This is a genomic window from Bacillus sp. FSL K6-0994 (assembly GCF_038630815.1).
In the GTDB taxonomy this organism is placed as follows: Bacteria; Bacillota; Bacilli; order Bacillales; family Bacillaceae; genus Bacillus; species Bacillus safensis.
Genome location: NZ_CP152043.1, coordinates 3,350,878 through 3,373,980 on the forward strand (window position 1 = coordinate 3,350,878; position 23,103 = coordinate 3,373,980).

General features: G+C 42.9%; 24 protein-coding genes. 2 read left to right on the forward strand and 22 right to left on the reverse strand.

Annotation, left to right across the window (positions count from 1 at the left end; all coding sequences use genetic code 11):
* Position 1: 1 nt before the first annotated feature.
* The 5 genes from MHB69_RS17495 to prfA form a co-directional block, all read right to left on the reverse strand.
* Positions 2–445: a general stress acyl- n-acyltransferase gene (locus MHB69_RS17495; RefSeq protein ID WP_144496423.1), complete on the reverse strand. Its 444-nt coding sequence runs from the start codon at positions 443–445 to the stop codon at positions 2–4.
* 63 nt (positions 446–508) lie between these two features.
* Entirely contained in the window at positions 509–1,165 is a 657-nt protein-coding gene (gene spoIIR / locus MHB69_RS17500) for a stage II sporulation protein R (RefSeq protein WP_144496424.1), read from the reverse strand.
* Positions 1,166–1,285: 120 nt separating this feature from the next.
* The gene (locus MHB69_RS17505) at positions 1,286–1,765 is read right to left on the reverse strand and encodes a hypothetical protein (RefSeq protein WP_024423739.1); all 480 of its coding nucleotides are present in this window, start codon (positions 1,763–1,765) and stop codon (positions 1,286–1,288) included.
* Between the two features lie 141 nt (positions 1,766–1,906).
* Positions 1,907–2,791, reverse strand: coding sequence for a peptide chain release factor N(5)-glutamine methyltransferase (gene prmC, locus MHB69_RS17510; protein WP_144496425.1), 885 nt, complete (start codon positions 2,789–2,791; stop codon positions 1,907–1,909).
* A complete protein-coding gene (prfA, locus tag MHB69_RS17515) occupies positions 2,781–3,848 on the reverse strand; it encodes a peptide chain release factor 1 (RefSeq protein ID WP_034281226.1) in 1,068 nt (355 codons plus the stop codon). The genes prmC and prfA overlap by 11 nt, the downstream gene beginning before the upstream one ends.
* A 211-nt stretch (positions 3,849–4,059) precedes the next feature.
* Between prfA and racA the strand changes: the two genes are divergently transcribed.
* Positions 4,060–4,608: a chromosome-anchoring protein RacA gene (gene racA, locus MHB69_RS17520; RefSeq protein WP_070326120.1), complete on the forward strand. Its 549-nt coding sequence runs from the start codon at positions 4,060–4,062 to the stop codon at positions 4,606–4,608.
* Between the two features lie 35 nt (positions 4,609–4,643).
* Here racA and MHB69_RS17525 read toward each other — a convergent pair whose 3' ends face one another.
* The 10 genes from MHB69_RS17525 to MHB69_RS17570 all read right to left on the reverse strand — a co-directional run bounded on the left by MHB69_RS17525 (position 4,644) and on the right by MHB69_RS17570 (position 15,038).
* Positions 4,644–5,600 carry an AEC family transporter gene (locus tag MHB69_RS17525; RefSeq protein WP_024423743.1) on the reverse strand — a complete coding sequence of 319 codons (957 nt, stop codon included), beginning with the start codon at positions 5,598–5,600 and terminating at the stop codon, positions 4,644–4,646.
* A 91-nt stretch (positions 5,601–5,691) separates the two neighbouring features.
* Positions 5,692–7,392, reverse strand: coding sequence for an oxaloacetate-decarboxylating malate dehydrogenase (gene malS, locus MHB69_RS17530; RefSeq protein ID WP_034281228.1), 1,701 nt, complete (start codon positions 7,390–7,392; stop codon positions 5,692–5,694).
* A 278-nt stretch (positions 7,393–7,670) separates the two neighbouring features.
* Positions 7,671–8,273, reverse strand: coding sequence for a thymidine kinase (locus MHB69_RS17535; protein ID WP_024423745.1), 603 nt, complete (start codon positions 8,271–8,273; stop codon positions 7,671–7,673).
* Between the two features lie 87 nt (positions 8,274–8,360).
* A complete protein-coding gene (gene rpmE, locus MHB69_RS17540) occupies positions 8,361–8,561 on the reverse strand; it encodes a 50S ribosomal protein L31 (protein ID WP_003215407.1) in 201 nt (66 codons plus the stop codon).
* Positions 8,562–8,693: 132 nt separating this feature from the next.
* Positions 8,694–9,977, reverse strand: a complete 1,284-nt coding sequence (rho, locus tag MHB69_RS17545) for a transcription termination factor Rho (protein ID WP_008354975.1) — start codon at positions 9,975–9,977, stop codon at positions 8,694–8,696.
* A gap of 365 nt (positions 9,978–10,342) precedes the next feature.
* Positions 10,343–11,308 carry a class II fructose-bisphosphatase gene (gene glpX / locus MHB69_RS17550; protein ID WP_012011567.1) on the reverse strand — a complete coding sequence of 322 codons (966 nt, stop codon included), beginning with the start codon at positions 11,306–11,308 and terminating at the stop codon, positions 10,343–10,345.
* 32 nt (positions 11,309–11,340) lie between these two features.
* The gene (locus MHB69_RS17555) at positions 11,341–12,630 is read right to left on the reverse strand and encodes a UDP-N-acetylglucosamine 1-carboxyvinyltransferase (protein WP_024423746.1); all 1,290 of its coding nucleotides are present in this window, start codon (positions 12,628–12,630) and stop codon (positions 11,341–11,343) included.
* Positions 12,631–12,877: 247 nt separating this feature from the next.
* Positions 12,878–13,516: a fructose-6-phosphate aldolase gene (fsa, locus tag MHB69_RS17560; protein WP_024426351.1), complete on the reverse strand. Its 639-nt coding sequence runs from the start codon at positions 13,514–13,516 to the stop codon at positions 12,878–12,880.
* A gap of 111 nt (positions 13,517–13,627) precedes the next feature.
* Positions 13,628–14,485, reverse strand: a complete 858-nt coding sequence (locus MHB69_RS17565) for a class II fructose-bisphosphate aldolase (RefSeq protein WP_024423748.1) — start codon at positions 14,483–14,485, stop codon at positions 13,628–13,630.
* Positions 14,486–14,663: 178 nt separating this feature from the next.
* A complete protein-coding gene (locus MHB69_RS17570; protein WP_003214681.1) occupies positions 14,664–15,038 on the reverse strand; it encodes a response regulator in 375 nt (124 codons plus the stop codon).
* A gap of 180 nt (positions 15,039–15,218) precedes the next feature.
* On the opposite strand from MHB69_RS17570, the gene MHB69_RS17575 reads away from it, so the two are divergent.
* Entirely contained in the window at positions 15,219–15,749 is a 531-nt protein-coding gene (locus tag MHB69_RS17575; RefSeq protein ID WP_046312941.1) for a DUF2529 domain-containing protein, read from the forward strand.
* 40 nt (positions 15,750–15,789) lie between these two features.
* On the opposite strand, the gene pyrG is transcribed toward MHB69_RS17575, so the two are convergent.
* From pyrG to MHB69_RS17610, 7 genes are all read right to left on the reverse strand, one after another.
* Positions 15,790–17,397: a CTP synthase (glutamine hydrolyzing) gene (gene pyrG / locus MHB69_RS17580; RefSeq protein ID WP_034281230.1), complete on the reverse strand. Its 1,608-nt coding sequence runs from the start codon at positions 17,395–17,397 to the stop codon at positions 15,790–15,792.
* 239 nt (positions 17,398–17,636) lie between these two features.
* The gene (rpoE, locus tag MHB69_RS17585; RefSeq protein WP_034281231.1) at positions 17,637–18,176 is read right to left on the reverse strand and encodes a DNA-directed RNA polymerase subunit delta; all 540 of its coding nucleotides are present in this window, start codon (positions 18,174–18,176) and stop codon (positions 17,637–17,639) included.
* 216 nt (positions 18,177–18,392) lie between these two features.
* A complete protein-coding gene (locus tag MHB69_RS17590) occupies positions 18,393–18,590 on the reverse strand; it encodes a hypothetical protein (RefSeq protein WP_034281233.1) in 198 nt (65 codons plus the stop codon).
* A gap of 143 nt (positions 18,591–18,733) precedes the next feature.
* Complete coding sequence (locus MHB69_RS17595) at positions 18,734–19,876, reverse strand: acyl-CoA dehydrogenase (RefSeq protein WP_251232401.1); 1,143 nt, start codon at positions 19,874–19,876, stop codon at positions 18,734–18,736.
* Between the two features lie 16 nt (positions 19,877–19,892).
* A complete protein-coding gene (locus tag MHB69_RS17600) occupies positions 19,893–21,005 on the reverse strand; it encodes an acyl-CoA dehydrogenase family protein (RefSeq protein WP_065214886.1) in 1,113 nt (370 codons plus the stop codon).
* An 11-nt stretch (positions 21,006–21,016) separates the two neighbouring features.
* A complete protein-coding gene (locus MHB69_RS17605; RefSeq protein ID WP_144496427.1) occupies positions 21,017–21,880 on the reverse strand; it encodes a 3-hydroxybutyryl-CoA dehydrogenase in 864 nt (287 codons plus the stop codon).
* Complete coding sequence (locus tag MHB69_RS17610) at positions 21,880–23,073, reverse strand: acetyl-CoA C-acetyltransferase (RefSeq protein WP_065215048.1); 1,194 nt, start codon at positions 23,071–23,073, stop codon at positions 21,880–21,882. The genes MHB69_RS17605 and MHB69_RS17610 overlap by 1 nt, the downstream gene beginning before the upstream one ends.
* Positions 23,074–23,103 lie beyond the last annotated feature (30 nt).

Consider the following 23,103-nt stretch of genomic DNA (forward strand, 5'->3'; position numbering starts at 1 on the left):
ATTAACTGCCTTTTTTTTGCAGGACCACAGCCTGTTCTTTCCCCAATGTCTCTTTTGCATGTGCTGAGCTCCATATGCTTTCTGGAATTTCCTCTAAAGGCGTAAAGCCCATTAATGCCAAAAAATCATGGGAAGAGGAATGGTTTGCGACGACATAAAAAGTATCCACACCCATTTTTTCACCGAGCGTTTGAACACTTTGGAACAAAGAGACAATGTGTCCCTGACCGAGCTTATCTGATATGACAAGAGACCGCAGCAATCCCTCTTGTTCATTGAGCTGTTCAAGACCTAAGCAGCCTGCCAGCTGACCATCCGCATCTTCCATCACTACAAATGCCGTTCGCTCCGCAAGCATTACTCCGCCTTTTGCTTGTCCCTTTTCAAGAAAAGCATTGATCGCCGGGACATCTTCTACTGTGGCTATTCTTAATTGATAATACATGCTTTCACCTCTTTTTGTTCTCTTACTTCAACTCTATGAGGCAAAAACCGATTTATACCTTTTTTAAGAGAAAAGACTAGAGACCCATTCAAACAAAAAGAACTTCACTTCACCTGTCTCTTCTTCCCCTTCTTTCACCACTTCATTAACAGACTCTTTCGTTTGCTGCGCTGTCACTTGTTTATCATCATCCCCTTCTGGTGAGGCGATGGCTTCTCCGTTTGAAAAATCGATAAAGCAGAGCGGCGGAAATAACACACACCACCAGTTGGCTCCGTCTCCTTCTCCAAGCGTAATTAAAATGGCTTCATATTTCCCAGCAGGGTAGACGAAACTTCCATAGAGCTTTGTTGGAAATGAAGCTTTTTGAAAACTGACCGATACGGATTGATCTATGTGCTGTTCCTTCAATTTCGCTTTAGCAATACGATTGATTTCTGGCAGCTTTGATCGAATGACACGTCTTGCTTCTTCAATGGATGTGAGGTCTTTCACCCACTCTGTCATACTCGCATTGACCTCGTCACGAATACTTCTTTTCACATCCTGATCCGCTGAACGATCACTATTTGCTAAAATGCGTAATCGAATCGCTTCATCTGGTATGACAACAGGCTGATTTGCAGAAGCAGCCGCTGTCTCCTCTCTGCCAAGATTTGCAAAAGCACCGCATAATAATAGAAACATATAAAGACAAATCATCGTTTTACTTTTCAACATTGTGTGTTCCCCCCACTTTTTCTCTTCGCTACAAACATTGTGTCCAGGAAACCCATCTCATAAACAGTCAACATGATTTTTTTAATAGATTATGAGTCAAAAACAAAAAAGCCGTTCTCATTAAGAACGACTTTTGAGTGAGGATTGGTAGTCAGAAGGGTATAGTCTCCCATCCCAATCTCGGCTGATTTTTAAACCAGATTCTGTTTTGATGACAGTCATGGCTCCTTTTTTCTCGATTTCTTTTTTGACTTTTCCTTTTTGATCGATAAATTGGATCACCATTTCATAGTTAAATTCAATTCTATCATCGCTTTCATCTGAAGGCGTAAACATAATTTTCTTCAGCTTAATTTGACAATCTTGATCCTTAGCCGCTTCTAATATGCTCGGGAACATGCTGTCTTGTGTATATTCTTGATATTCATGTTCGGTTAAATAAACCTTCAGCTTCTCTTTCATGTCAGATAGGTCATCCGTTCGATTCACTGTGTATTGTGCTTTTTTATAGCTTTCTCCAAATGCTGCTGCCTCTTTTTTAAAGCTCGGTTTACCACAAGCACTCACAATCAATAGTACACTGACGATGACCAACACCATCGCATACCTTTTGTTCACACCATTCGCTCCTTCAAAACAAATTTATGTAAAAAATCATGATCAGAATGTTCATTCTTCTATATATACGTTTCTCTTTTACCATAAGTTTCATCTTTACATAATAAAATAGTCCGGCTTTCTTCAGCCGGACTTTCCGTTTTGAATGTGTGCACAAACAGCTCGATCTTTTCCGTTAATATCTTTGACGATACAGACATCCGCTTTAGGAAATGCCTGCTCAAGAAGCGCTGTGACATCTTGACCTTGCGTATGTCCAATTTCAAAGACAACAACTGCCTGATCACTCAGCACGCTGGGAAGATCATGAACGAGGCGCTGATAAAACCACAAGCCATCACGTCCGTCTGTCAGCGCATTCACCGGCTCATGCTTTGTCACAATCTCAGACAAACTGTCCATTTCTTCCGCCGCAATGTAGGGTGGATTGGAAATAAATACGTCCACTTTCATGCCTTGAGCTATAACCGGTTCAAGCAAATCTCCATGTAAAAAATGAACGTCTGCACCGAGCGCTTGTTGATTCCGTTTTGCTACCGCAAGTGCTTCTTGCGAGATATCAGTCGCTGTGACAGATAGTGATTTTTTTTCAAGAGCCAGCGTAATCGCAATGGCCCCGCTTCCTGTGCCAACGTCAACTGCTTTGAGCGGCTGATCGGGCGGGAAAACGTCACCTACTAAATGGAGCGCCGCCAAAACAACTTCTTCCGTTTCAGGACGAGGGATGAGAACATGCTTGTTCACCTCGAAAGGACGTCCGTAAAAGAATTCAACTCCCGTTAAATGCTGAACAGGAACACCCGCCTTGTGCTGCGTCACAAATTTGCTGAACAGGTGATCTTGCTCCTCAGGCAGCGAATCATGAAAACGTGCAAGAAGCTCACTTCTGCTCCAGCCAAGTACATGCATCAAAAGAAGCTCTGCTGCATTTTGGTCTCTTCCAGCTTCCGTTAACAAAGAAGAAGCCCATTTAAGGGCTTCAAAAATTGTTCGCTCTTTATTTTGCATTTTGAAGCTTTCTTGCTTGGTCTTCCATAATTAATGCATCAATGACCTCGTCAAGTTTTCCTTCTAAAATTTGATCAAGCTTTTGAATCGTCAACCCGATACGGTGATCTGTTACACGGTTTTGCGGGAAGTTGTACGTACGGATACGCTCTGAACGATCCCCTGTTCCAACCGCAGATTTACGCGTTTGATCATATTCAGCCTGTGCTTCACGCTGGAATTTATCATAAATTCTCGCACGCAGTACTTTCATGGCTTTTTCTTTGTTTTTGATTTGCGACTTCTCATCCTGACAGGATACAACCACACCTGTTGGAAGGTGAGTTAATCGAACTGCAGACATGGTCGTATTGACACTTTGTCCGCCAGGTCCGCTAGATGTGAAAGTATCTACACGGATGTCTTTTTCATGGATATCAATTTCTACTTCTTCAGCCTCAGGCAATACAGCAACTGTCGCTGTTGATGTATGAATTCGTCCGCCTGATTCCGTTTCCGGAACACGCTGCACGCGGTGTGCGCCGTTTTCAAATTTAAGTTTGGAGTACGCGCCTTTCCCGCTGATCATAAAGATAATCTCTTTATAACCGCCTGTGCCTGTGACACTCGCTTCCATCACTTCCGTTTTCCAGCCTTGCATTTCAGCATAACGACTGTACATGCGGTAAAGGTTTCCGGCAAAAAGAGCAGCTTCTTCTCCACCCGCTGCACCACGAACCTCCACAATAACGTTTTTGTTGTCATTCGGATCTTTCGGGATCAGCAAGATTTTCAGCTCGTCTTCTAAACGTTCCGTTTCCTCTGTGAGCTCTGAAATTTCTTCTTTGACCATGTCGCGCATCTCGGCATCCAGCTTCTCTTCCAGCATTGCTTTCGCGTCATTCAGCTGGTCGTATGCCGCACGATATTGTCTATATACCTCAACAGTTTCTTGAATATCGGATTGCTCCTTTGAATATTCACGAAGCTTCGTAGGGTCGTTCACCACTTCAGGGTCACTTAAATATTCATTTAGCTTTTCATAGCGTTCTTCAATTGATTTTAAACGGTCTAACATGGTCTTCACCTCTGTTTTGTGCGTAACAGTCTAATTATAGTATAGCGGGGTATGACAGTCAAAAAAATTTCCAAAACAATTGATTTCCTGCAATTTTTCGCTAGAAAACACGATCTTTGGCGATTGGTTACTTGTTTTGTCTAACGTGAAGGAACAGATCCTCCTTAAAGAGAATGGTACTTGTAATTGATAAAAAGGGAGGGCATTTGGTTTGAATACAAATGAGGTTGCAAAAGAAATTGGTGTTTCTTCAAAGACGATTCAGCGTTGGGTCAAACAGCTCAACATCCCTGTCGCCCGGAATGAACTTGGACATTATGAATTTCATGAAGACATTGTACAGCTGCTCAAAGAGGTCAAACACCAGATGAGTGAAGGTGTAATCCTCCAAGACATTCAACTGCCAATCCATAAGGAAACCGTCCGTCAATCAGCACCTGCTGCCCAAACTGATGTCTCCATACAACGGATTGAAGCATTAGAAAAACAGGTGAAAGAGCTTATTCAGCAGCAATTACACGTCACTGATGTAGAAGACCGCCTGCAAGAGCTTGAACGGAAACTAGCTAAAAAGGCAGATGAAGGTGTATCGTATCAGCTGCTCCAGCACCGCAGGGAAATTGAAGATTTATCCAATAAATTTGACCGCCTCGCCGCAACCTTGAAACAACCGTCACAAGTAGAAGAAAAAAAGGAAATCGCACACCCTGACATCAAAAAAAAGCGTGTACTCTTCCCTCTGTTTCATTCATTTCGTTAAGAAAGGCTGCCTCGATAGGCAGCCTTTCTACTATATTATACGGTAAGTGCAATAATGATCGGTAATGTGATGAGTGACATGATGGCACTGATCACAAATGCGGATGCAGTTTCCGCCTCTTGTTTTTCAAATCGTGTTGCGATCATCGCTGCAACAGCTGAACCTGGGAAGGCAACAAGCAATACAGCTTTTGTAATTTCATCAGCCGAAAGACCCATAAGAACGGCAATAAAATACATAAGTAATGGTTGTACAGCTACTTTTAGCAATGCAATACTGAAGGCTGGCAAGCTTAATTTAATTTTTCGGATACCAACAGTGACACCGACTGCGAATAGCGCAACCCCTGATGTAACGCTGCCAATTTCCTCCAACATTTCATGTCCGATTGCAGGAAGTTTAAATCCTAAAAGAACAAGAATGATACTGGCTAACGGCGCAAGTGCAAGCGGCTCTGATAAACCGTGCAAAATTGCTTTTGTCGTCATTTTTAGGAAACTTTCGCCTTCTTTAGCTTTTCCTTTTGTTTTTTCACCGACAGTTGACACAATAATAGCAATTGGATCAAGCAATGCATTTACAACTATTCCGGTAATCGCAATCGGAATTGCGACTTCTTGAGCCCCAAATAAACTGCCCAAGACCGGAATCCCCATAAATGCAAAGGTCGGTTGTGCTGAGTTTAATGAGAAAACAGAAGAATCTGTTAAATCATATTTAAAAGCAAATTTTGTAACTAAAAGGATAATGATATAAAAACCAACGATTCCGAAAATCAATGCAACGAAAAATGGAATTTGACTATAGAATTTATCTTTTGGTGTTGACAGAATACTGGCGATAAAGTGCGCTGGTAAAGCATACTTTGTAACAAGTGTACTTACACCTTTTGCAGATTTAGCGTCATAGCTGCCGAAGTTCCCTGCGAACCAACCCAGCGCGATAACGAAAAAAATCGGTGCTAGGAGGATCAAAATATTTAAAAAGTCCACCTTACTCTTCCTCCTTAAATCCTTTACGTGTTTCTTTTTTTATTGCGGCATTGCTTAAATTACCCGAAGCAATGCCGCGTTACACATTTTATTATGCTCTTACAATTTTTTTATATTCAGGAATCCACATTGCGTCTTTCACAGCTTGTTCGATGTTATCAGGTGTTCTTCTAGCGACACCATCTTTAATTGCTGCTTTCGCTACTTCAACAGCCACATGAATTGACACTTCTTGCAATTTATCAATACTTGGAAGAAGACCAGCACCTGGTTTCTCATGATCAACCATTTCAGCAATTGCATTCGCAGAAGCAACGAACATGCCTTTTGTGATGATTTTTGATTCTGTTACGATTGAACCAAGACCAAGTCCAGGGAAAACGAACGCATTGTTGGATTGTCCGATTTCATGTTCAATTCCGTTATACTCAACGTTTTCGAACGGGCTTCCTGTTGCAACAAGCGCACGGCCGTCAGTCCATTTGAATAGATCCTCTGGCACAGCTTCAGCAAGCGGTGTTGGGTTAGACATTGGCATGATCACTGGACGCTCTGTATGAGCTGCCATTTCTTTAATGATTTCTTCAGTGAATGCGCCGCCTTGACCTGATGTACCGATAAGGATCGTCGGCTTCACCCTGCGAACAGTTTCAGCAAATGAGATTTGTCCTTTTTCATCGCGTGCCCAGCCTTCTACTTCATCAGAAGTACGAAGGTATGGTTTTTGGAAATCAAGCACTTCATCTTCAAATTGATCTGTTAGCAATCCTCTGTAGTCTAATGTCCAGAATGCATTGTTTGCTTCTTCTTCTGTTAGACCTTCAAGAACCATTGTGTCACGCATTTGATCTGCAATTCCGATACCAGCTGATCCAGCTCCGAAGATGACAACACGGTGATCTTTCAATTCAGTACCAGTTTTCTTGACAGCTGCAAGAACACCCGCTAAAGTAATGGCACCAGTACCTTGAATATCATCGTTGAACGTTAAGATGTTATCGTTGTATTTTTTCATGATGTTACGCGCATTTTTGTTTCCAAGGTCTTCCCAGTGAAGCAATGCTTTCGGGAAGAATTTAAGTGCTGCTTTCACGTAAGCATCAATGAATTCTTCGTATTTTTCACCTTGTACACGTTTGTGATGGTTCCCGATGTATAATGGATCATTCAATAATTTTTCATTGTTTGTTCCAACATCTAATACAACTGGAATCACGCGGCTAGGATCAATACCTGCTGCAGCCGTGTAAACAGCTAATTTACCGATTGCGATATTGATACCACCAACACCCCAGTCACCAATTCCAAGAATACTCTCAGAGTCAGTTGCAACGATGAGGTCAATATCTCCAGCAGTTGCGTGCAAGTTTTCAAATGCTTTCTCGATTCCGTCAATATCGTCGATTGAAAGATAGACACCATGAGGTCTTCTGTATTCATGGCTGTATTCTTGAATCGCTTCACCAACAGTTGGTGTGTACACAACTGGAAGCATTTCACGAAGCTTTTCTGTTAGAAGCTTGTAGAACAATACTTCGTTACGGTTTTGCAAATCACTTAAGTATACGTTTTGACGAAGACGATCCGGCTGAGCTAGAAACTGCTTGTACGCTCTTTCTGCTTGCTGTTCTAAAGTTAGAACCGTTGGAGGTAGTAAGCCTTCTAGTCCAAGCTCTTGTCTTTCTTCTTCAGAGAAAGCAACGCCTTTGTTCAACGTTGGAATCGATAATACATCTTTACCTGTCAAAGTGGTTTCGAGGTACCCTTCTTTTGTTTTCTTCACGTTGTTCATCAAAAACTACCCTCTTTCTAAAATATAAATAAAGTGAACTATTAATCCAAAGAACGATTAAGGAGAAAAATCCTTAATCAAAAAAATTATGACAAGAAATCGAACTTTTCGTTTAAATGCTTTACACTACAGTTAGTCATTTTATGCCTGCTTATGACAAAACGCAAGCGTTGAAAATTAGATAATTTAATCGTAGTGTTATTTAATTTATTTAAGTACAAATGATGGGTGTTCAGCCAAAATCTCGAAAAACGAAACACAGCGGCATTTGCTATTTTTTATTTGTCAAGTGTTGTACCAACATCAAGTCTTGGTACTTCATGGTGATGTCTGCATCGTGCTTCGTATGATTCCTGCGCACCTACTAAAATAATAGGATCATCATAGGATGCGGGTTTACCGTCGATCAAGCGTTGTGTTCTACTCGCTGGGGAGCCGCATACCGAACAAACTGCTTGAAGTTTTGTTACAAGCTCTGCACATGCCATTAAATGCGGAACAACACCAAATGGCTCTCCTCTGAAGTCTTGATCCAGGCCTGCAACAATGACTCGGTAGCCTTGGTCAGCCAATTGAGTGACAATGTCAATGATTGTCTCATCAAAAAATTGCACCTCATCAATGCCAATGACATCGGTTCTTTCTGATATGTGCGTTATTATGTCTTTTGGTGAGGCTACTGCAATCCCATCTAATGATGAACCGTTATGTGACACAACTGAGCTTGTACTATATCGGTTATCAATTGCTGGTTTGAATATTTTTACTTCTTGTTTGGCAAAGGTGGCCCTTTTGGCTCTCCGAATCAATTCTTCCGACTTTCCAGAAAACATACTGCCGCAGATGACTTCAAGCCAACCGCTTTGTTTCATCACATACATAAGGTCTTCTCCCCCGTTTTAAAGTTCCATCAATCCACGTAAAAAAACAGGCAAGAACGGATTCCTGCCTGTTTATTGTATCTATTATTACTTAAGACCGTATTTTTTGTTAAAGCGGTCAACACGTCCATCAGCAGAAGCGAATTTTTGACGGCCTGTATAGAAAGGATGGCACTCAGAGCAAATCTCGATGCGTACCTCTTCTTTTACTGATCCAGTTTCAAACTCATTTCCACAAGCGCATTTGACTGTAGCTTTTTTGTAGTTAGGATGAATTCCTGTTTTCATCTACTGTCATCTCCTTCCGCCCTGAATCCAATTCGGAAACAGAGTTAATATCTCAGAAATAAATTCTGAAACGCACATGATAAAATTATAACAGTGTGAGTCTATGATTGCAAATGTATTTTTTCAGGGAAGCTATCTTCTTGATGCAGACATATTGGCTTGTTTCCATTCTTGCGTTAAAATATCGAAAAATTCTTGGTTTGTCTTTGTTTTTCTCATTTTGCGCATGAACTTCTCAGCGAAGTCAGGTGTATCTGACATCGATTTTCTCATCGCCCATAAACGATCAAGATGCTCTTTTGGCACAAGCAGTTCTTCTTTTCTCGTACCAGAACGGCGAATGTCGATCGCAGGGAAAATTCTTCTTTCGGCCAAAGAACGGTCCAAATGAAGCTCCATGTTTCCAGTTCCTTTAAACTCCTCATAAATCACGTCATCCATACGTGATCCTGTATCAACAAGTGCAGTGGCTAAAATCGTCAAGCTTCCGCCTTCTTCAATGTTACGCGCAGCACCAAAGAAGCGTTTTGGACGATGAAAAGCCGCAGGATCAATACCGCCTGAAAGCGTTCGGCCGCTTGGCGGAATCACAAGGTTGTATGCACGAGCAAGCCTTGTGATGCTGTCCATTAAGATGATGACATCTTTCTTATGTTCAACAAGACGCATAGCACGCTCTAAGACAAGCTCTGCTACTTTAATGTGGTTTTCCGGTACTTCGTCAAAGGTTGAACTAACAACATCCCCTGCAACAGAACGTTCGATATCTGTTACTTCTTCTGGGCGTTCGTCAATCAAAAGGACAATCAGCTCTGCCTCTGGGTGATTTTCAGAAATGCTGTTGGCAATTTCTTTAAGCAAAATGGTTTTTCCAGCCTTAGGCGGTGCAACGATTAAACCACGCTGTCCAAATCCAACTGGCGCCATCATGTCCATAATTCTAGTAGACAGGTGATTAGGCTGTGTTTCAAGAATCATTTGGCGGTCAGGAAATAGCGGTGTGAGTGCAGGAAAGTGAACACGTTCCTTTGCTGATTCTGGGTCGTCCCCATTTACCGCTTCTACATGAAGGAGGCCATAGTAGCGTTCATTTTCTTTTGGAGGTCTTACCTTTCCAGACACCTTATCTCCATTTCGTAAATCAAAGCGTCTGATTTGTGAAGCTGAAATATAAATGTCTTCAGAACTTGGGGAGTAGTTAATCGGTCTTAAGAAACCAAATCCCTCAGACTGAATAATTTCAAGAACCCCTTCCATAAATAAGAGATCCTCTTGCTCAGCGTTCGCCTTTAAGATGGCAAAAATTAATTCTTTTTTTGTTAGTTTGCTGTAATAAGAGATTTTGTATCGCTTTGCTAACTCATACAGCTCTTTTAATTTCATATTTTCCAAAGATGAAATCGAAACATCTTTCAATATGGACACCACACTTTTCTAGTCAATGTATTTCTTTACAAATGCATGACCATTGTATTTGATTAGCTTTTAATTCCGTTGTTGTTGGAATGACCTCGCTCTGTTGGTAACGCTCCCACTCGTTTTATCGTGAAAGATAGGAACAATGTGAAATAGAGCTTTGTCAACATAGAGAAGGATAATGAGTATATCGTCATGATGCGGCAGTATTTAAACTTGTTGAAGCTTAAAAGAAGTAAATTCGCAGAAAATTTCGCAGCACTCTTTAGTTTTACCTCATTTGCAGAGAATATTCAACTTTTAAAAGAAAATGATATACATTTGACACCTATATGAAAAGCGGGTAATGAATACCCGCTTTCAGATTACGGACGAATGACAAGATTCGGTTTTTTCTTTAAGCTGTGTCTGCCGTCTACGAAACGAACCGTACCTGATTTCGCACGCATGACAACACTATGTGTTGTTCCAACAGAGCCTTTGAATTGAACACCTTTAAGTAATTCGCCGTCCGTTACACCTGTCGCTGCAAAAATGGCGTCATCTCCTTTTACGAGATCTTCCATTCTGAGGACTTTCCCAACATCCAGCCCCATTTTCTCACAGCGTCTGAGTTCTTCTTCACTTTGAGGAAGAAGCTTACCATGAATTTCGCCACCAAGTGCCTTTAACGCAACAGCAGAAAGGACACCCTCAGGCGCTCCTCCTGAACCAAATAGAATATCAACACCTGTGTGATCAAATGCTGTATTAATGGCTCCTGCAACGTCACCATCGTCGATCAGTTTAATTCTTGCTCCTGCTTCTCTCAGTTCAGCAATAATTTTCTCATGTCGATCTCTGTTTAAAATCGTTGCAACCACATCTTCAATATCTTTGTTTTTTGCTTTTGCAACAGCGCGAAGATTATCAATGACAGGCGCTTCAATGTCGATGCAGCCTACCGCTTCTGGACCTACTGCGATCTTATCCATGTACATATCAGGTGCATTCAGCAGATTGCCATGATCTGCAACTGCAATGACAGCTAAGGCATTCCAGCCGCCGCTTGCCACAATGTTTGTTCCTTCTAATGGATCAACAGCGACATCCACGCGAGGTCCATATCCGTTCCCAAGCTTTTCCCCAATATAAAGCATTGGTGCTTCGTCCATTTCTCCTTCGCCAATGACCACTGTTCCCTTCATCGGAATGGTGTCAAATACATCACGCATTGCACTTGTTGCAGCATCATCCGCTTCGTCTTTTAATCCTCTTCCCATCCAACGGGCAGATTTTAATGCAGCTGCTTCTGTCACCCGTACTAGTTCCATCGATAAACTTCTTTCCATTTTTGTCCAAATCTCCTCTCACAGTCAAAGCCTTATGAATTTTGAAGTTCTTCTATTTCTTGGTCATTCAGCTTTTCACGCCAGATGGTTGCACCCAAGCCTTCAAGCTTCTTCTCAAGCAAACTATATCCTCTGTCTATATGTTCAAGCCCTGTGATTTCGGTCACACCGTCTGCCATTAACCCTGCGACAACAAGACAAGCGCCTGCACGCAGATCACTTGCTTTGACCTTTGCTCCTTGGAGCTGCGTTTGTCCGGTAATAATAGCAGATCTTCCTTCGACCTTCATGTTTGCACCCATTCGACGCAATTCGTCAATGTGCTTAAAGCGTGCTGAGTAGATCGTATCTGTGACCACACTCGTGCCTTTCGCTTTTGTTAACAGTGCCGTCATCGGCTGCTGAAGGTCAGTTGGAAAGCCCGGATACACAAGGGTTTTGATATCGACAGGCTTGAGCCCTTCGTTTCTGCCAACGATCAGCATCTGATCGTTGCTCGTTTCAATGGTGAACCCCATTTCTCTAAGTTTCGCCGTAATTGATTCTAAATGAGTTGGGATCACATTATCAAGTACAACTTCATCCCCCATCGCTGCACCAGCTATTAAAAATGTTCCTGCTTCGATGCGGTCAGGGATGATTGAATGCTTACAGCCATGAAGAGATTCTACACCTTCGATTCGAATGACATCGGTACCCGCACCTTTGATTTTAGCTCCCATGCTTGCAAGCAGTGTCGCTACATCAATAATTTCGGGTTCCTTTGCAGCATTTTCAATCACGGTTTTTCCTTCAGCCAGTACGGCTGCCAGCATGATGTTGATCGTCGCACCTACACTGACAACATCAAGATAAATCCGGGCTCCGACTAATTTTTCAGCACGCAAATAAATTGCACCCTGCTCGTTTGTCACCTCGGCTCCAAGTGCTTCAAAGCCTTTGATATGCTGATCGATCGGCCTAGGTCCTAAGTGGCATCCTCCTGGCAGTCCGATGACAGCCTGCTTAAATCTGCCCAGCATGGCGCCCATTAAATAATAGGATGCACGCAGTTTCTTCACTTTTCCATTAGGAAGCGGCATACTAATCATGGAAACAGGATTAACAACCATTTCACCTTTTTCAAAAGTGACCTTTCCGCCAATTTCTTCTAACAGATCCCGTAATGTGTCGATATCTGATATATGCGGAAGGCCTTCAATGGTTACTGGAGAATCAGCGAGAATCGTGGCAGGAATCAGTGCTACAGCACTATTTTTCGCACCACTAATATGTACGGTCCCGCGCAAGGGATCACCGCCGGCAATGTTTAACTTTTCCATATTTGTCTCCCTTCTTAAAGAAGATCACTGTTGGAGTTATACTGTTTGTGGATGTCGCGCTTTAAAAGGTCTTGTCCAAAATTTAGCCAATATCAAGAGAAAGAATACAGGTTAAACGAAATTTGTCGGAAGAAAAATAATCGAAGCTTTGCGAGGCTGTGATGTTCTCTTCTTTGCACAAAACATTTCTTAGCGTTTATAAGGAAAACTATGGCAAACGAGAGACGATCCCGCCTGCCACAATCATTTATTTATTCCAGTCTGCTAAAAATTGCTCAATGCCTGCATCCGTTAATGGGTGTTTCGTCAGCTGCTTGATGACTTTCAGCGGCATTGTGCCGATATGAGCACCTCTAAGCGCAGCTTCTGTCACATGCTGCGGATGACGAATAGATGCAGCAATGATTTGTGTATCTAATCCATGAACATCAAAAATAGTTTTCACTTCGCTGATGAGATCAAGACCATTTTGGCCAATGTCATCTAAGCGGCCAAGGAATGGAGAGACATACGTCGCACCAGCTCTAGCTGCAAGAAGTGCCTGGTTTGCACTAAAAATCAATGTGACGTTTGTTTTAATTCCAAGGTCTGTTAATGCTTTGACAGCTTTAAGGCCATCTGTAGTCATTGGAATTTTGACCGTAATATTTGGTGCGATGGCAGCAAGCTCTTTTCCTTCTTCAATCATTTCCTCTGCTTTTAGGGAAATCACTTCTGCACTGACAGAACCTGATACCACGTCAGTGATTTCGCGAAGGCGGTCGTGGAATGATACGTCCTTTTCTTTCGCTACTAAACTAGGGTTTGTTGTGACGCCTGCTAAAATGCCAAGCTCGTGCGCCTCTTTGATGTCCTCAATATTCGCTGTATCTACGAAAAATAACATAACTGTGCCACTCTCCTATCAATAAATTGTCTGAAATGTAAATTTGATTGCGCTTTCTCAAGATATGGAGAAAACCGCCTGTGACTCAGGCGGCTTTCGGTTCTCATCAAATTATGCTTGGTTAGAAGAACCAAATTCGCGCATTTTGCCGATAACAGTCGCTTTAATTGCGTCACGAGCTGGTCCAAGATATTTACGTGGATCATACTCTTCTGTTTTTGCAGCAAGTGTTTCGCGTACTGCTTTCGCAGAAGCAATTTGGTTTTCAGTGTTGACATTGATTTTTGCTGTACCAAGTGAAATTGCACGCTTGATGTCAGCAGTTGGGATACCTGTTCCGCCGTGAAGAACAAGTGGAAGACCAGTTGTTTTACCAATCTCTTCCATTTCAGCGAAACCAAGGTTTGGTTCACCTTTGTATGGACCATGTACTGAACCTAATGCAGGTGCAAGGCAGTCAATACCAGTGCGTTCTACAAGCTCTTGGCACTCTTTTGGATCAGCATAAATAACGCCTTCAGCGATGACGTCATCTTCTTGCCCACCAACAGTTCCAAGTTCAGCTTCTACAGACACACCATGGAAATGTGCAAGTTCAACGACTTTCGCAGTTGTTTCCACATTCTCATCGAATGGGTGGTGAGAAGCATCGATCATGACAGAAGTAAATCCTGCATGAATCGCTTTTGCACAAGATTCAAAGCTTGAACCGTGATCTAAATGAATCGCAACAGGGACTGTTACATTATATTCTTCGATTAACGCTTTAACCATTGCGACAACTGTTTTGAAGCCGCCCATGTAGCGTCCTGCTCCTTCAGATACTCCTAAGATAACAGGAGATTTCTCTTCTTCAGCAGCTTGTAAAATCGCTTGCGTGAATTCTAAGTTATTTAAGTTAAACTGTCCAACAGCGTAACCTTTTTCCTTTGCGTCTTTCAACATTTCTGTCATTGAAACTAAAGGCATGATGAAAAATCCTCCCTATGTAGCTAATTTGCTTGCTAAAAAAAGCTCTCCACCCTAGCATGACCAGAATTTCTCGCCATATGTAAACTTTCAAAGTCAGATCGCTTTCTTCTTCCTTTCTAGGATACCAATTATTCGACAAATCGGCAACAGAATGACTCGATTCAATCATTTCCATCTAGCCATTTGTTTCAAGCGGCAGGTATTCTTTGACAGCATCTCGGATTTCATCAATATCAAAAGGTTTAGCGAAGTGCGTCAATGCACCGAGTTCTTTGGATTCTTGGATCATATCTAATTCGCCATAGGCTGTCATAATAATGACACGGATGTCTTCATCAATTAATTTCATCCGTTTTAAAATTTCGATACCATCCATTCCGGGGATTTTCATATCAAGCAGGACAAGGTTCGGTCTATGGTTTTTCACAATATCTAATGCCTGTAGTCCATTGGCAGCTTGGAAGGTTTGATAGCCTTCTTTATGAAACACTTCATTCAATAATATTCTAATACCGTACTGATCATCGACAATTAAAATTTTCTCATTCATCTGTTACACCCCATTGCTTTCATTTTTCGCCATAAAAAGAGCTGTTGTTAAATAATTCTGTTTGATTTTCACATTTCCTTTAATTATAATAGTTTACTTTACGACATTTTCTGAGCATTTTTCCTAATATTCTCTTTATATTCTATTATAAAATGATCTGACCGAAGGAGGAAATGAGTCTTGTTAAAAATTTTTACGACCCAGTTATCAGGTATTTTTTCACGTATTGGAGAAAAACAGGCTGAAGCGATTGAGGACGGTGCACGCCTTCTTGCACAGGCTGTTGTCAGTGGACATGCCGTTTATTTTCACGGAAAGAATGAACTGGCTGCTGTCGCCCTAGAGGCATCTGAAAGCAAGGAGCCGTTTCCCGGTGCGAAGGTGCTGCCGCTCGATCAAAAGGAGCGCAGCTTACTTCATCCAAGTGACAGGGTGCTGCTATTTTATTCAGACCCAGAAGATCAAGAAATTCAATCTCTTGCAAAAGAACTGCACGAACAAGGTACGCCCGTTGTTGGTGTAGGGCCGGCACAAAAGGAGCCGTCTACGATTGAAGAGCATTGTGATGTCCACATTGATTTCCAGCTCAAGAAACCGCTTGTGCCCGCTGAAGATGGGACAAGGTTTGGTTATCCTGCTTTAATGACCTGCTTATACGTCTACCACGCTCTATCGTTTACTGTGAAGGAAATCGTCGAGGAATATGAATAAAAAAACTGCCGAGAAGTGATATTCCCGGCAGTTTTTTGTTTTATTTTGATTCAGATGCTTGAAGTGAAGCACCAACGAAATCTCTAAATAATGGCTGTGGTCTTGTCGGTCTTGAAACGAATTCTGGGTGGAACTGAGAAGCAAGGAACCAAGGGTGATCCTTCAGCTCGATAATTTCAACAAGACGACCATCTGGGCTTGTACCAGAGAAGACAAAGCCTGCTGCTTCCATTTGCTGTCTGTATTCGTTATTAAACTCGTAGCGATGGCGGTGGCGTTCGTAGACCACTTCGTCATTGTATGCAGCAAATGCTTTTGAGTCTTCATTTAATTTACAAGGATATAGACCGAGACGAAGTGTTCCGCCTAGATCATCTACATCCTTCTGTTCTGGAAGAAGGTCAATGATTGGGAATGCTGTTTCAGGATCAATTTCCGCTGAATGAGCTCCCTCAAGGCCTAATACGTTTCTCGCGTATTCGATAGATGCCACTTGCATTCCTAAGCAGATTCCGAAGAATGGCACTTTGTTTTCACGGGCATATTGTGTAGCAATGATTTTCCCTTCTACTCCGCGGTCTCCGAAGCCTCCAGGAACAATAATGCCGTCCACATCTTGTACGAAATCAGCGATATTCTCTGCTGTCACTTCTTCTGCATTGATCCATTTAATTTGAACATCTGCATCAAACGCATAACCAGCATGACGAAGTGATTCAACGACAGAAATATAAGCATCTTGCAGCTCAACATACTTCCCTACAAGACCAATTGTGACTTGTTTCGAAAGGTTTTGCACTTTATCAACAAGCGCTGTCCACTCCGTCATGTCCGCATCTTGGCAGTCAAGTTTCATATGTTCACATACTAGCTTGTCCAGCCCTTGTTTTTGTAAATCAAGCGGAATGGAGTATAGCGTGTCTGCATCCTGACATTCGATAACAGCTTTTGTATCAATATCACAAAATAGCGCAATCTTGTCCTTCATATCTTGTGCCAATGGCATTTCCGTTCTGACCACAATGACATTTGGCTGAATACCAAGACTGCGAAGTTCTTTCACACTATGCTGTGTTGGTTTTGTTTTCAATTCACCTGCTGCACGGATGTAAGGAACAAGGGTACAATGAATGTACATCACGTTTTCACGGCCGATGTCACTCTTCATTTGACGAATGGCTTCAAGGAATGGAAGGGATTCGATATCTCCTACTGTTCCGCCGATTTCTGTAATGACCACATCTGCACCCGTTTCTTTTCCGGCACGGTACACGCGGTCTTTGATTTCATTTGTAATGTGGGGAATGACCTGTACTGTTCCACCTAAGTAGTCACCGCGGCGCTCTTTCTTCAGAACAGTAGAGTAGATTTTACCAGTTGTGACGTTGCTGTACTTATTTAAGTTAATATCAATGAAACGCTCGTAGTGACCTAAGTCAAGGTCTGTTTCAGCACCATCATCTGTGACAAAAACTTCACCGTGCTGGTATGGACTCATTGTCCCTGGGTCTACGTTGATGTATGGATCGAATTTTTGAATGGTGACATCCATCCCTCTATTTTTCAGAAGGCGGCCTAACGATGCAGCCGTGATTCCTTTTCCAAGTGAGGAAACAACTCCTCCTGTTACAAAAATATACTTTGTCATTTCGTATGCTCCTCTCTTTTTTACCCTTGCATGTCTAGACATGCACAGCTTCATCCTTTTTAGAGTGTATCCCTAAATCTCTTGAAAAATAAGAAAGCTCCCTTTCAAATAAATGAAAGGGAGCGTAAATGAACGTATCTTTACGTACTCTTTTTTAGAGAGCCCAAAATACATACTACATAGTTCGCTCTCGAAAGTCAAGACGGTTTTGTCCTGTTTTGAAGACCGGTTTGAGAGGGTTATTTGTCTTCCTCATCATCGTCTAAATCGTCTTCATCAATCTCCGTTAAGCCGTCATCATCTTCATCGTCATCTTCGTCGAAGTCTTCAAGATCTTCTTCAATTTCTTCATCATCGTCTAGGTCGAGATCATCGTCGTCTTCAACAAGGTCAAGGTCTTCTTCAAGCTCGTCGATTTCTTCTTCCTCTTCGATCTCATCGAAGTCGTCTTCAACGACAGCTGCTTTTGATTTTTTCTTTTTCGCTTTTGTTTTCACAGCTGGCTGAACTTCTTCTTCGATTTGATCAACTGGATACCAGCTGCGAAGTCCCCATCTCTGATCACCTAACGAAATAAAGCGGCCATCTATATTTAAGTCTGTATAAAATTGAGCAAGTCGATCATCAAGATCGGATTTTTGTATTCCTTGCAAACGGATAATTTCATCTATTAACTCGGAAAACGTAATTGGTGTTTTGCTGTCTCTGAAAATTTCATAAGCAAGTTCAACTAAAGACATTTGTTTGAGCTGTTCCTGTGAGTATTCTTTCAAACTCAAGGTCAGACACTCCCTTTCTATTACATGTATGTATCCATTTATCAGTGAAATAATAAGTATTTATACCTTATTCTTACGACAAACCATACCTCTCATTATAAACAAATTGGGGGAGTTTATGCCACCTTTATTGATGTTAATTTTTGATTTTTCTCACGGGGAGCACCTAGAGTGGGTACGGCATGCTTTTTGTCGTTCAGTTTTTTCTCGTCTGTTTTAAAATGGGATGTTCTGAATGAGTGAGACAACGACAGGAATCGTGAATAACATTCCAGCAGACATGAGTACGATTAGTTTTCTCCGGCTGTTTTCTTTTTCTTCCTGCTTTTTTGGAGATTTCGAAAGCTCCGCGGACACCATGATCCAGATCACCATCGTGACGATTGCCAAAATGCCCATAAATGTTGAGTTCATCATCATAACCTCCATATTGATATTTTCCCTAATTTTAACATGACATGATGATATGGATGAACATTAACAATACGCTTACGTTTGAAAACTGCATGACGAACGAAAACAGACCGCCTCACGTTCAGGCGGTCTATGCTTGTTTTCTACATATCTAGCAGTTTCCTTGAGATGACCAGGCGCTGGATTTCCTGAGTTCCTTCATAAATTTGAGTGATTTTCGCATCACGCATGTATCGTTCGACTGGGTAATCCTTTGTGTAGCCGTACCCGCCGAAGATTTGAACCGCCTCTGTCGTCACCTTCATTGCTGTATCACCAGCAAAGAGCTTGGACATGGCTGATTCCTTTCCATACGGAAGGCCTTTCGTTTCGAGCCATGCCGCCTGGTAAGTAAGCAGCCTTGATGCTTCAATCGCTGTTGCCATATCAGCCAGTTTAAAGGCGATCCCTTGCTGCTGAATGATTGGTTTGCCAAATTGTTTACGCTCCTTGGCATAATCAACCGCCGCATCAAGAGCACCTTGCGCAATCCCAACCGCCTGTGCAGCAATGCCGTTTCTGCCGCCATCGAGTGTCATCATGGCTATTTTGAACCCTTCTCCTTCTAGACCGAGCCGGTTCCTTTCATGAATTCGGCAATCTTCAAATCGAATTTCAGTTGTTGGCGATGAACGTATGCCCAGTTTGCTTTCCTTCTTGCCAACGGAAAAACCAGGCGTCTCTTTTTCTACAATAAAAGCAGTTGTATTTCGAGACGAAGCTTCTTGGTCTGTGACGGCAAACACAATATAATAATCTGCAATGCCTCCATTTGTAATAAAAATTTTAGCCCCGTTCAGGACATATTCACTGCCTGCCTTGACGGCCGTTGTCTTCATTCCGCCGGCATCTGAACCAGATCCGCTCTCAGTGAGCGCGTATGCTCCTATCTTCTGCCCTTTTGCAAGCGGCTTTAAGTAGTTCTCTTTTTGTTCCTTTGTTCCGAATGTAAAGATTGGCCATGAAGCAAGAGATGTATGAGCGGACAGGGTGACGCCTGTAGAGGCGCACACTTTTGAAAGCTCCTCAACTGCTATGACGTAGGCTAAATAGTCACTGCCAATTCCGCCCACGTCTTCCGGCCAAGGGATACCCGTTAAACCGAGCTCCGCCATTTTGCGGAAAATAGATGGATCATATGTCTCTGTTTCGTCTCGTTCTGCTGCTGTTGGCTCCACTTCATTTTTCGCAAAGTCTCTCACCATTTTTTGAATCATTTCATGTTCATCACTTAATTGGAACTGCATCGTGAGCCACCTCGTTTCATATTAGCTGTTTACAGATGACCAGCCTTTGAATTTCACTTGTTCCTTCATAGATTTCACAAATTTTCGCATCACGAAAGTAACGTTCTGCTTGATAGCGATTCGTATAACCATCCATGCCTAGCAAATGGATCGCTTCTGTACTGATCTCCACCGCCGTTTTTGACGCAAATAGCTTTGCCATTGATGCTTCCTTTGTGACCGGTCGATTTGCCTCTTTGAAAGAAGCCGCTTGATAGACGAGCAGTTTTGCCGCCTCAAGCTTCGCCGCCAAATCGCCCAGCCGAATGGTTGTTTCAAGACCTGCTGGATGCTGCTTTAAATAGACCACTGCCTCGGTTAATGCGGCTTCTGCAATGCCAAGGCTTTGAGCCGCAATTCCGATTCTCCCTGCATTTAAGCTGGACATGGCAATTTGAAAGCCCTCTCCTTCTGCACCGAGCAGCTGATCTTTTGGAATCCGCACGCCTTCAAAATGAAGCGTGACTGTTTTTGAACCGTGCAGTCCCATCTTTTTCTCATCTTTTCCAATCGTAAATCCCGGCGTATCTTTCTCGACAATGAACGCCGATATATTTTTTCTCGCAGAAGCCGGATCGGTCACCGCAAAGACAAGATACAGTTCTGCTTCTCCGCCGCTTGTGATAAAGATTTTCGTCCCATTTAATACATAATCGCCGCCCATCCGCTCTGCTCTTAACTGAATACTGGAGGCATCTGATCCAGCCTTTGGTTCAGTCAGACAAAAGGCGCCCAGCTTCTTCCCGGATGCAAGCGGCGGGACATAAGTTTCTTTTTGTTCCTTCGTTCCAAAAGTCAAAATAGGCATCGTCACAACAGATGTATGAACGGACACAATGACACCGATGGTCGCACTCACTTTCGATAATTCATGGATTGCAATGATATACGTTGTAAAATCTGCTCCTAAGCCTTGATACGAAGCTGGTATTGGAATCCCTAGATAGCCTTGCCGCCCCATTTCACTTAAAAGGGTGTTTGGAAACCGGCCTTGTTCCATGGCTTCTACTTCAGGGAATATACGCTGGCGTGCAAATTCTGCTGTCTGTTCTCTCCAGAGACGCTGTTGATCCGTAAGCAAAACATCCATCTTGACTCCCCCTATGAGTGGTCGTGGTATGTGTAAAAACCTCTCTTTGTCTTTTTGCCCAGCCAGCCTGCATTCACGTATTTTTTCAAAAGAGGACAAGGTCGATATTTGCTGTCTCCAAGTCCCTCGTGAAGGGTATTCATAATAAATAAACATGTATCCAGTCCGATGAAATCAGCTAGACGAAGCGGCCCCATTGGATGATTCATCCCAAGTGTCATCACGCCATCAATGCTTTCTGCATCTGCTACGCCTTCATACAGGGTGTAAATGGCTTCATTGATCATTGGCATCAATATGCGGTTTGATACAAACCCTGGGAAGTCTTCCACTTCAATTGGGGTTTTGTTTAATGTCTTCGCTGTTTCATAAACAACTTGATATGTGTCATCACTCGTTTGCAGCGCTCGAATGACTTCAACCAGTTTCATGACAGGAACCGGATTCATAAAATGCATGCCAATCACTTTCTCCGGTCTCCCCGTAACAGCTGCTAATTCTGTGATCGATAAGGAAGACGTGTTTGTCGCAAATATTGCCTCAGCCTCTGCAAATTGATCAAGTGTTTCAAAGATTTGTTTTTTCACACTCATTTGTTCTGATGCGGCTTCTATGACTAAGTGAGCCTGCTGTACGTCTTTTAAATCTTTGGAAACGGCAAGCCGCTGCGTAATATCTCGGACTGCCTGATGTGCCAGCTTTCCTTTTTCTGCGCGCTTCGTCAGTTGTTTGGTCATGGAGGAGATCGCTCGATGAATCTGCTTTTCTGATGCATCATGGAGCAGAACTGTATAGCCTGACTGAGCAAACACTTGAGCAATGCCTGATCCCATTTGACCGGCTCCAACGACCATAACGGTCTCTTCTATACTCATCAATAAACGCCTCCCTTTTCATCTACCTTTATCATGATGGCGTCTCCTTGACCGCCTCCGCTGCAAATCGCCGCAATGCCAATGCCTCCGCCTCTTTGTCTTAATGCATGAATCAATGTCAATATCACGCGTGTTCCGCTTGCCCCAATCGGATGACCGAGCGCGACAGCCCCTCCGTTGATATTCATTTTCCGCCGGTCGATCCCAGTTATTTTTTCACATGCCAGAGCCACAGCTGAAAAGGCCTCATTGATTTCAAACAAATCAATATCCTCTAGGCGCTTTCCTGTTTTCTTTAAAAGCTTCTCGATAGCAAAGGCTGGTGTTTTCGGAAAATCCTTTGCCTCTACAGCAACCTGAGCATGACCGAGAACGACTGCCATTGGCTTTACGCCATGCCGTGCAGCATACGTGTCTTTCATTAAAAGGAGCGCACTTGCACCATCATTGACACCTGGTGCATTTCCAGCAGTGATGGTACCCTTCTGATCAAAAACAGGCATGAGCTTTGACAGCCGTTCATATGACGTATCACGCCGCGGAGATTCATCTTCTGTAATCAGCCGTTCTCCCGTTTTTGTTTTGACGGTGACGGGGGCGATTTCATGTTGAAAAAAGCCGTTTTTTTGCGCTTCGATGGCCCGTTCATGACTTCTGAGTGCCCACAGATCCTGCTCTTCGCGCGTGATGCCGAGCTCCTTTGCAGCCATACTTCCATACTCACCCATATGAACGCCTGTAAACGAACAGGTCAATCCATCTAAAATCATCGCATCTTGTACTGCACCATCACCCATTTTGTAGCCCCATCGCGCTTTTTTTAGCAGATAAGGAGCGTGAGACATGGATTCCATACCGCCCGCTGCGATGACCTCAGCATCTCCGGCTCGAATGATTTGATCTGCTGCGGTCACACTGCGCATGCCTGAAGCACAGACTTTATTGATGGTTTGTGTTGGAACAGACCAAGGAAGATCAGCATATCTTGCTGCTTGCCTTGAAGGAATCTGCCCTTGCCCTCCTTGTAAAACACTTCCCATAATGACCTCATCTATTTCATGAGAACCCGAAACTCTTTCCAGTGCAGCCTTGATCGCTATACCGCCTAGTTCTGCGGCAGTCAAACCACCGAGAGCGCCGCCTAGTTTCCCAAATGGTGTTCTTGCTCCAGATACAATGACCGTCGTACTCATATATGCCCCTCCCCATTTGTTACCGCTTAC

Coding starts and splice junctions, on each gene's coding strand:
- MHB69_RS17495 (WP_144496423.1), bottom strand. CDS start 445: ATGTATTATCAATTAAGAATAGCCACAGTAGAAGATGTCCCGGCGATC.
- spoIIR (WP_144496424.1), bottom strand. CDS start 1,165: ATGTTGAAAAGTAAAACGATGATTTGTCTTTATATGTTTCTATTATTA.
- MHB69_RS17505 (WP_024423739.1), bottom strand. CDS start 1,765: ATGGTGTTGGTCATCGTCAGTGTACTATTGATTGTGAGTGCTTGTGGT.
- prmC (WP_144496425.1), bottom strand. CDS start 2,791: ATGCAAAATAAAGAGCGAACAATTTTTGAAGCCCTTAAATGGGCTTCT.
- prfA (WP_034281226.1), bottom strand. CDS start 3,848: ATGTTAGACCGTTTAAAATCAATTGAAGAACGCTATGAAAAGCTAAAT.
- malS (WP_034281228.1), bottom strand. CDS start 7,392: ATGAACAACGTGAAGAAAACAAAAGAAGGGTACCTCGAAACCACTTTG.
- MHB69_RS17535 (WP_024423745.1), bottom strand. CDS start 8,273: ATGTATGTGATGAAACAAAGCGGTTGGCTTGAAGTCATCTGCGGCAGT.
- rpmE (WP_003215407.1), bottom strand. CDS start 8,561: ATGAAAACAGGAATTCATCCTAACTACAAAAAAGCTACAGTCAAATGC.
- glpX (WP_012011567.1), bottom strand. CDS start 11,308: ATGGAAAGAAGTTTATCGATGGAACTAGTACGGGTGACAGAAGCAGCT.
- MHB69_RS17555 (WP_024423746.1), bottom strand. CDS start 12,630: ATGGAAAAGTTAAACATTGCCGGCGGTGATCCCTTGCGCGGGACCGTA.
- fsa (WP_024426351.1), bottom strand. CDS start 13,516: ATGTTATTTTTCGTAGATACAGCGAATATTGAGGACATCAAAGAGGCG.
- MHB69_RS17565 (WP_024423748.1), bottom strand. CDS start 14,485: ATGCCTTTAGTTTCAATGACAGAAATGTTGAAAGACGCAAAGGAAAAA.
- MHB69_RS17570 (WP_003214681.1), bottom strand. CDS start 15,038: ATGAATGAGAAAATTTTAATTGTCGATGATCAGTACGGTATTAGAATA.
- pyrG (WP_034281230.1), bottom strand. CDS start 17,397: ATGACAAAGTATATTTTTGTAACAGGAGGAGTTGTTTCCTCACTTGGA.
- MHB69_RS17590 (WP_034281233.1), bottom strand. CDS start 18,590: ATGAACTCAACATTTATGGGCATTTTGGCAATCGTCACGATGGTGATC.
- MHB69_RS17595 (WP_251232401.1), bottom strand. CDS start 19,876: ATGCAGTTCCAATTAAGTGATGAACATGAAATGATTCAAAAAATGGTG.
- MHB69_RS17600 (WP_065214886.1), bottom strand. CDS start 21,005: ATGGATGTTTTGCTTACGGATCAACAGCGTCTCTGGAGAGAACAGACA.
- MHB69_RS17605 (WP_144496427.1), bottom strand. CDS start 21,880: ATGAGTATAGAAGAGACCGTTATGGTCGTTGGAGCCGGTCAAATGGGA.
- MHB69_RS17610 (WP_065215048.1), bottom strand. CDS start 23,073: ATGAGTACGACGGTCATTGTATCTGGAGCAAGAACACCATTTGGGAAA.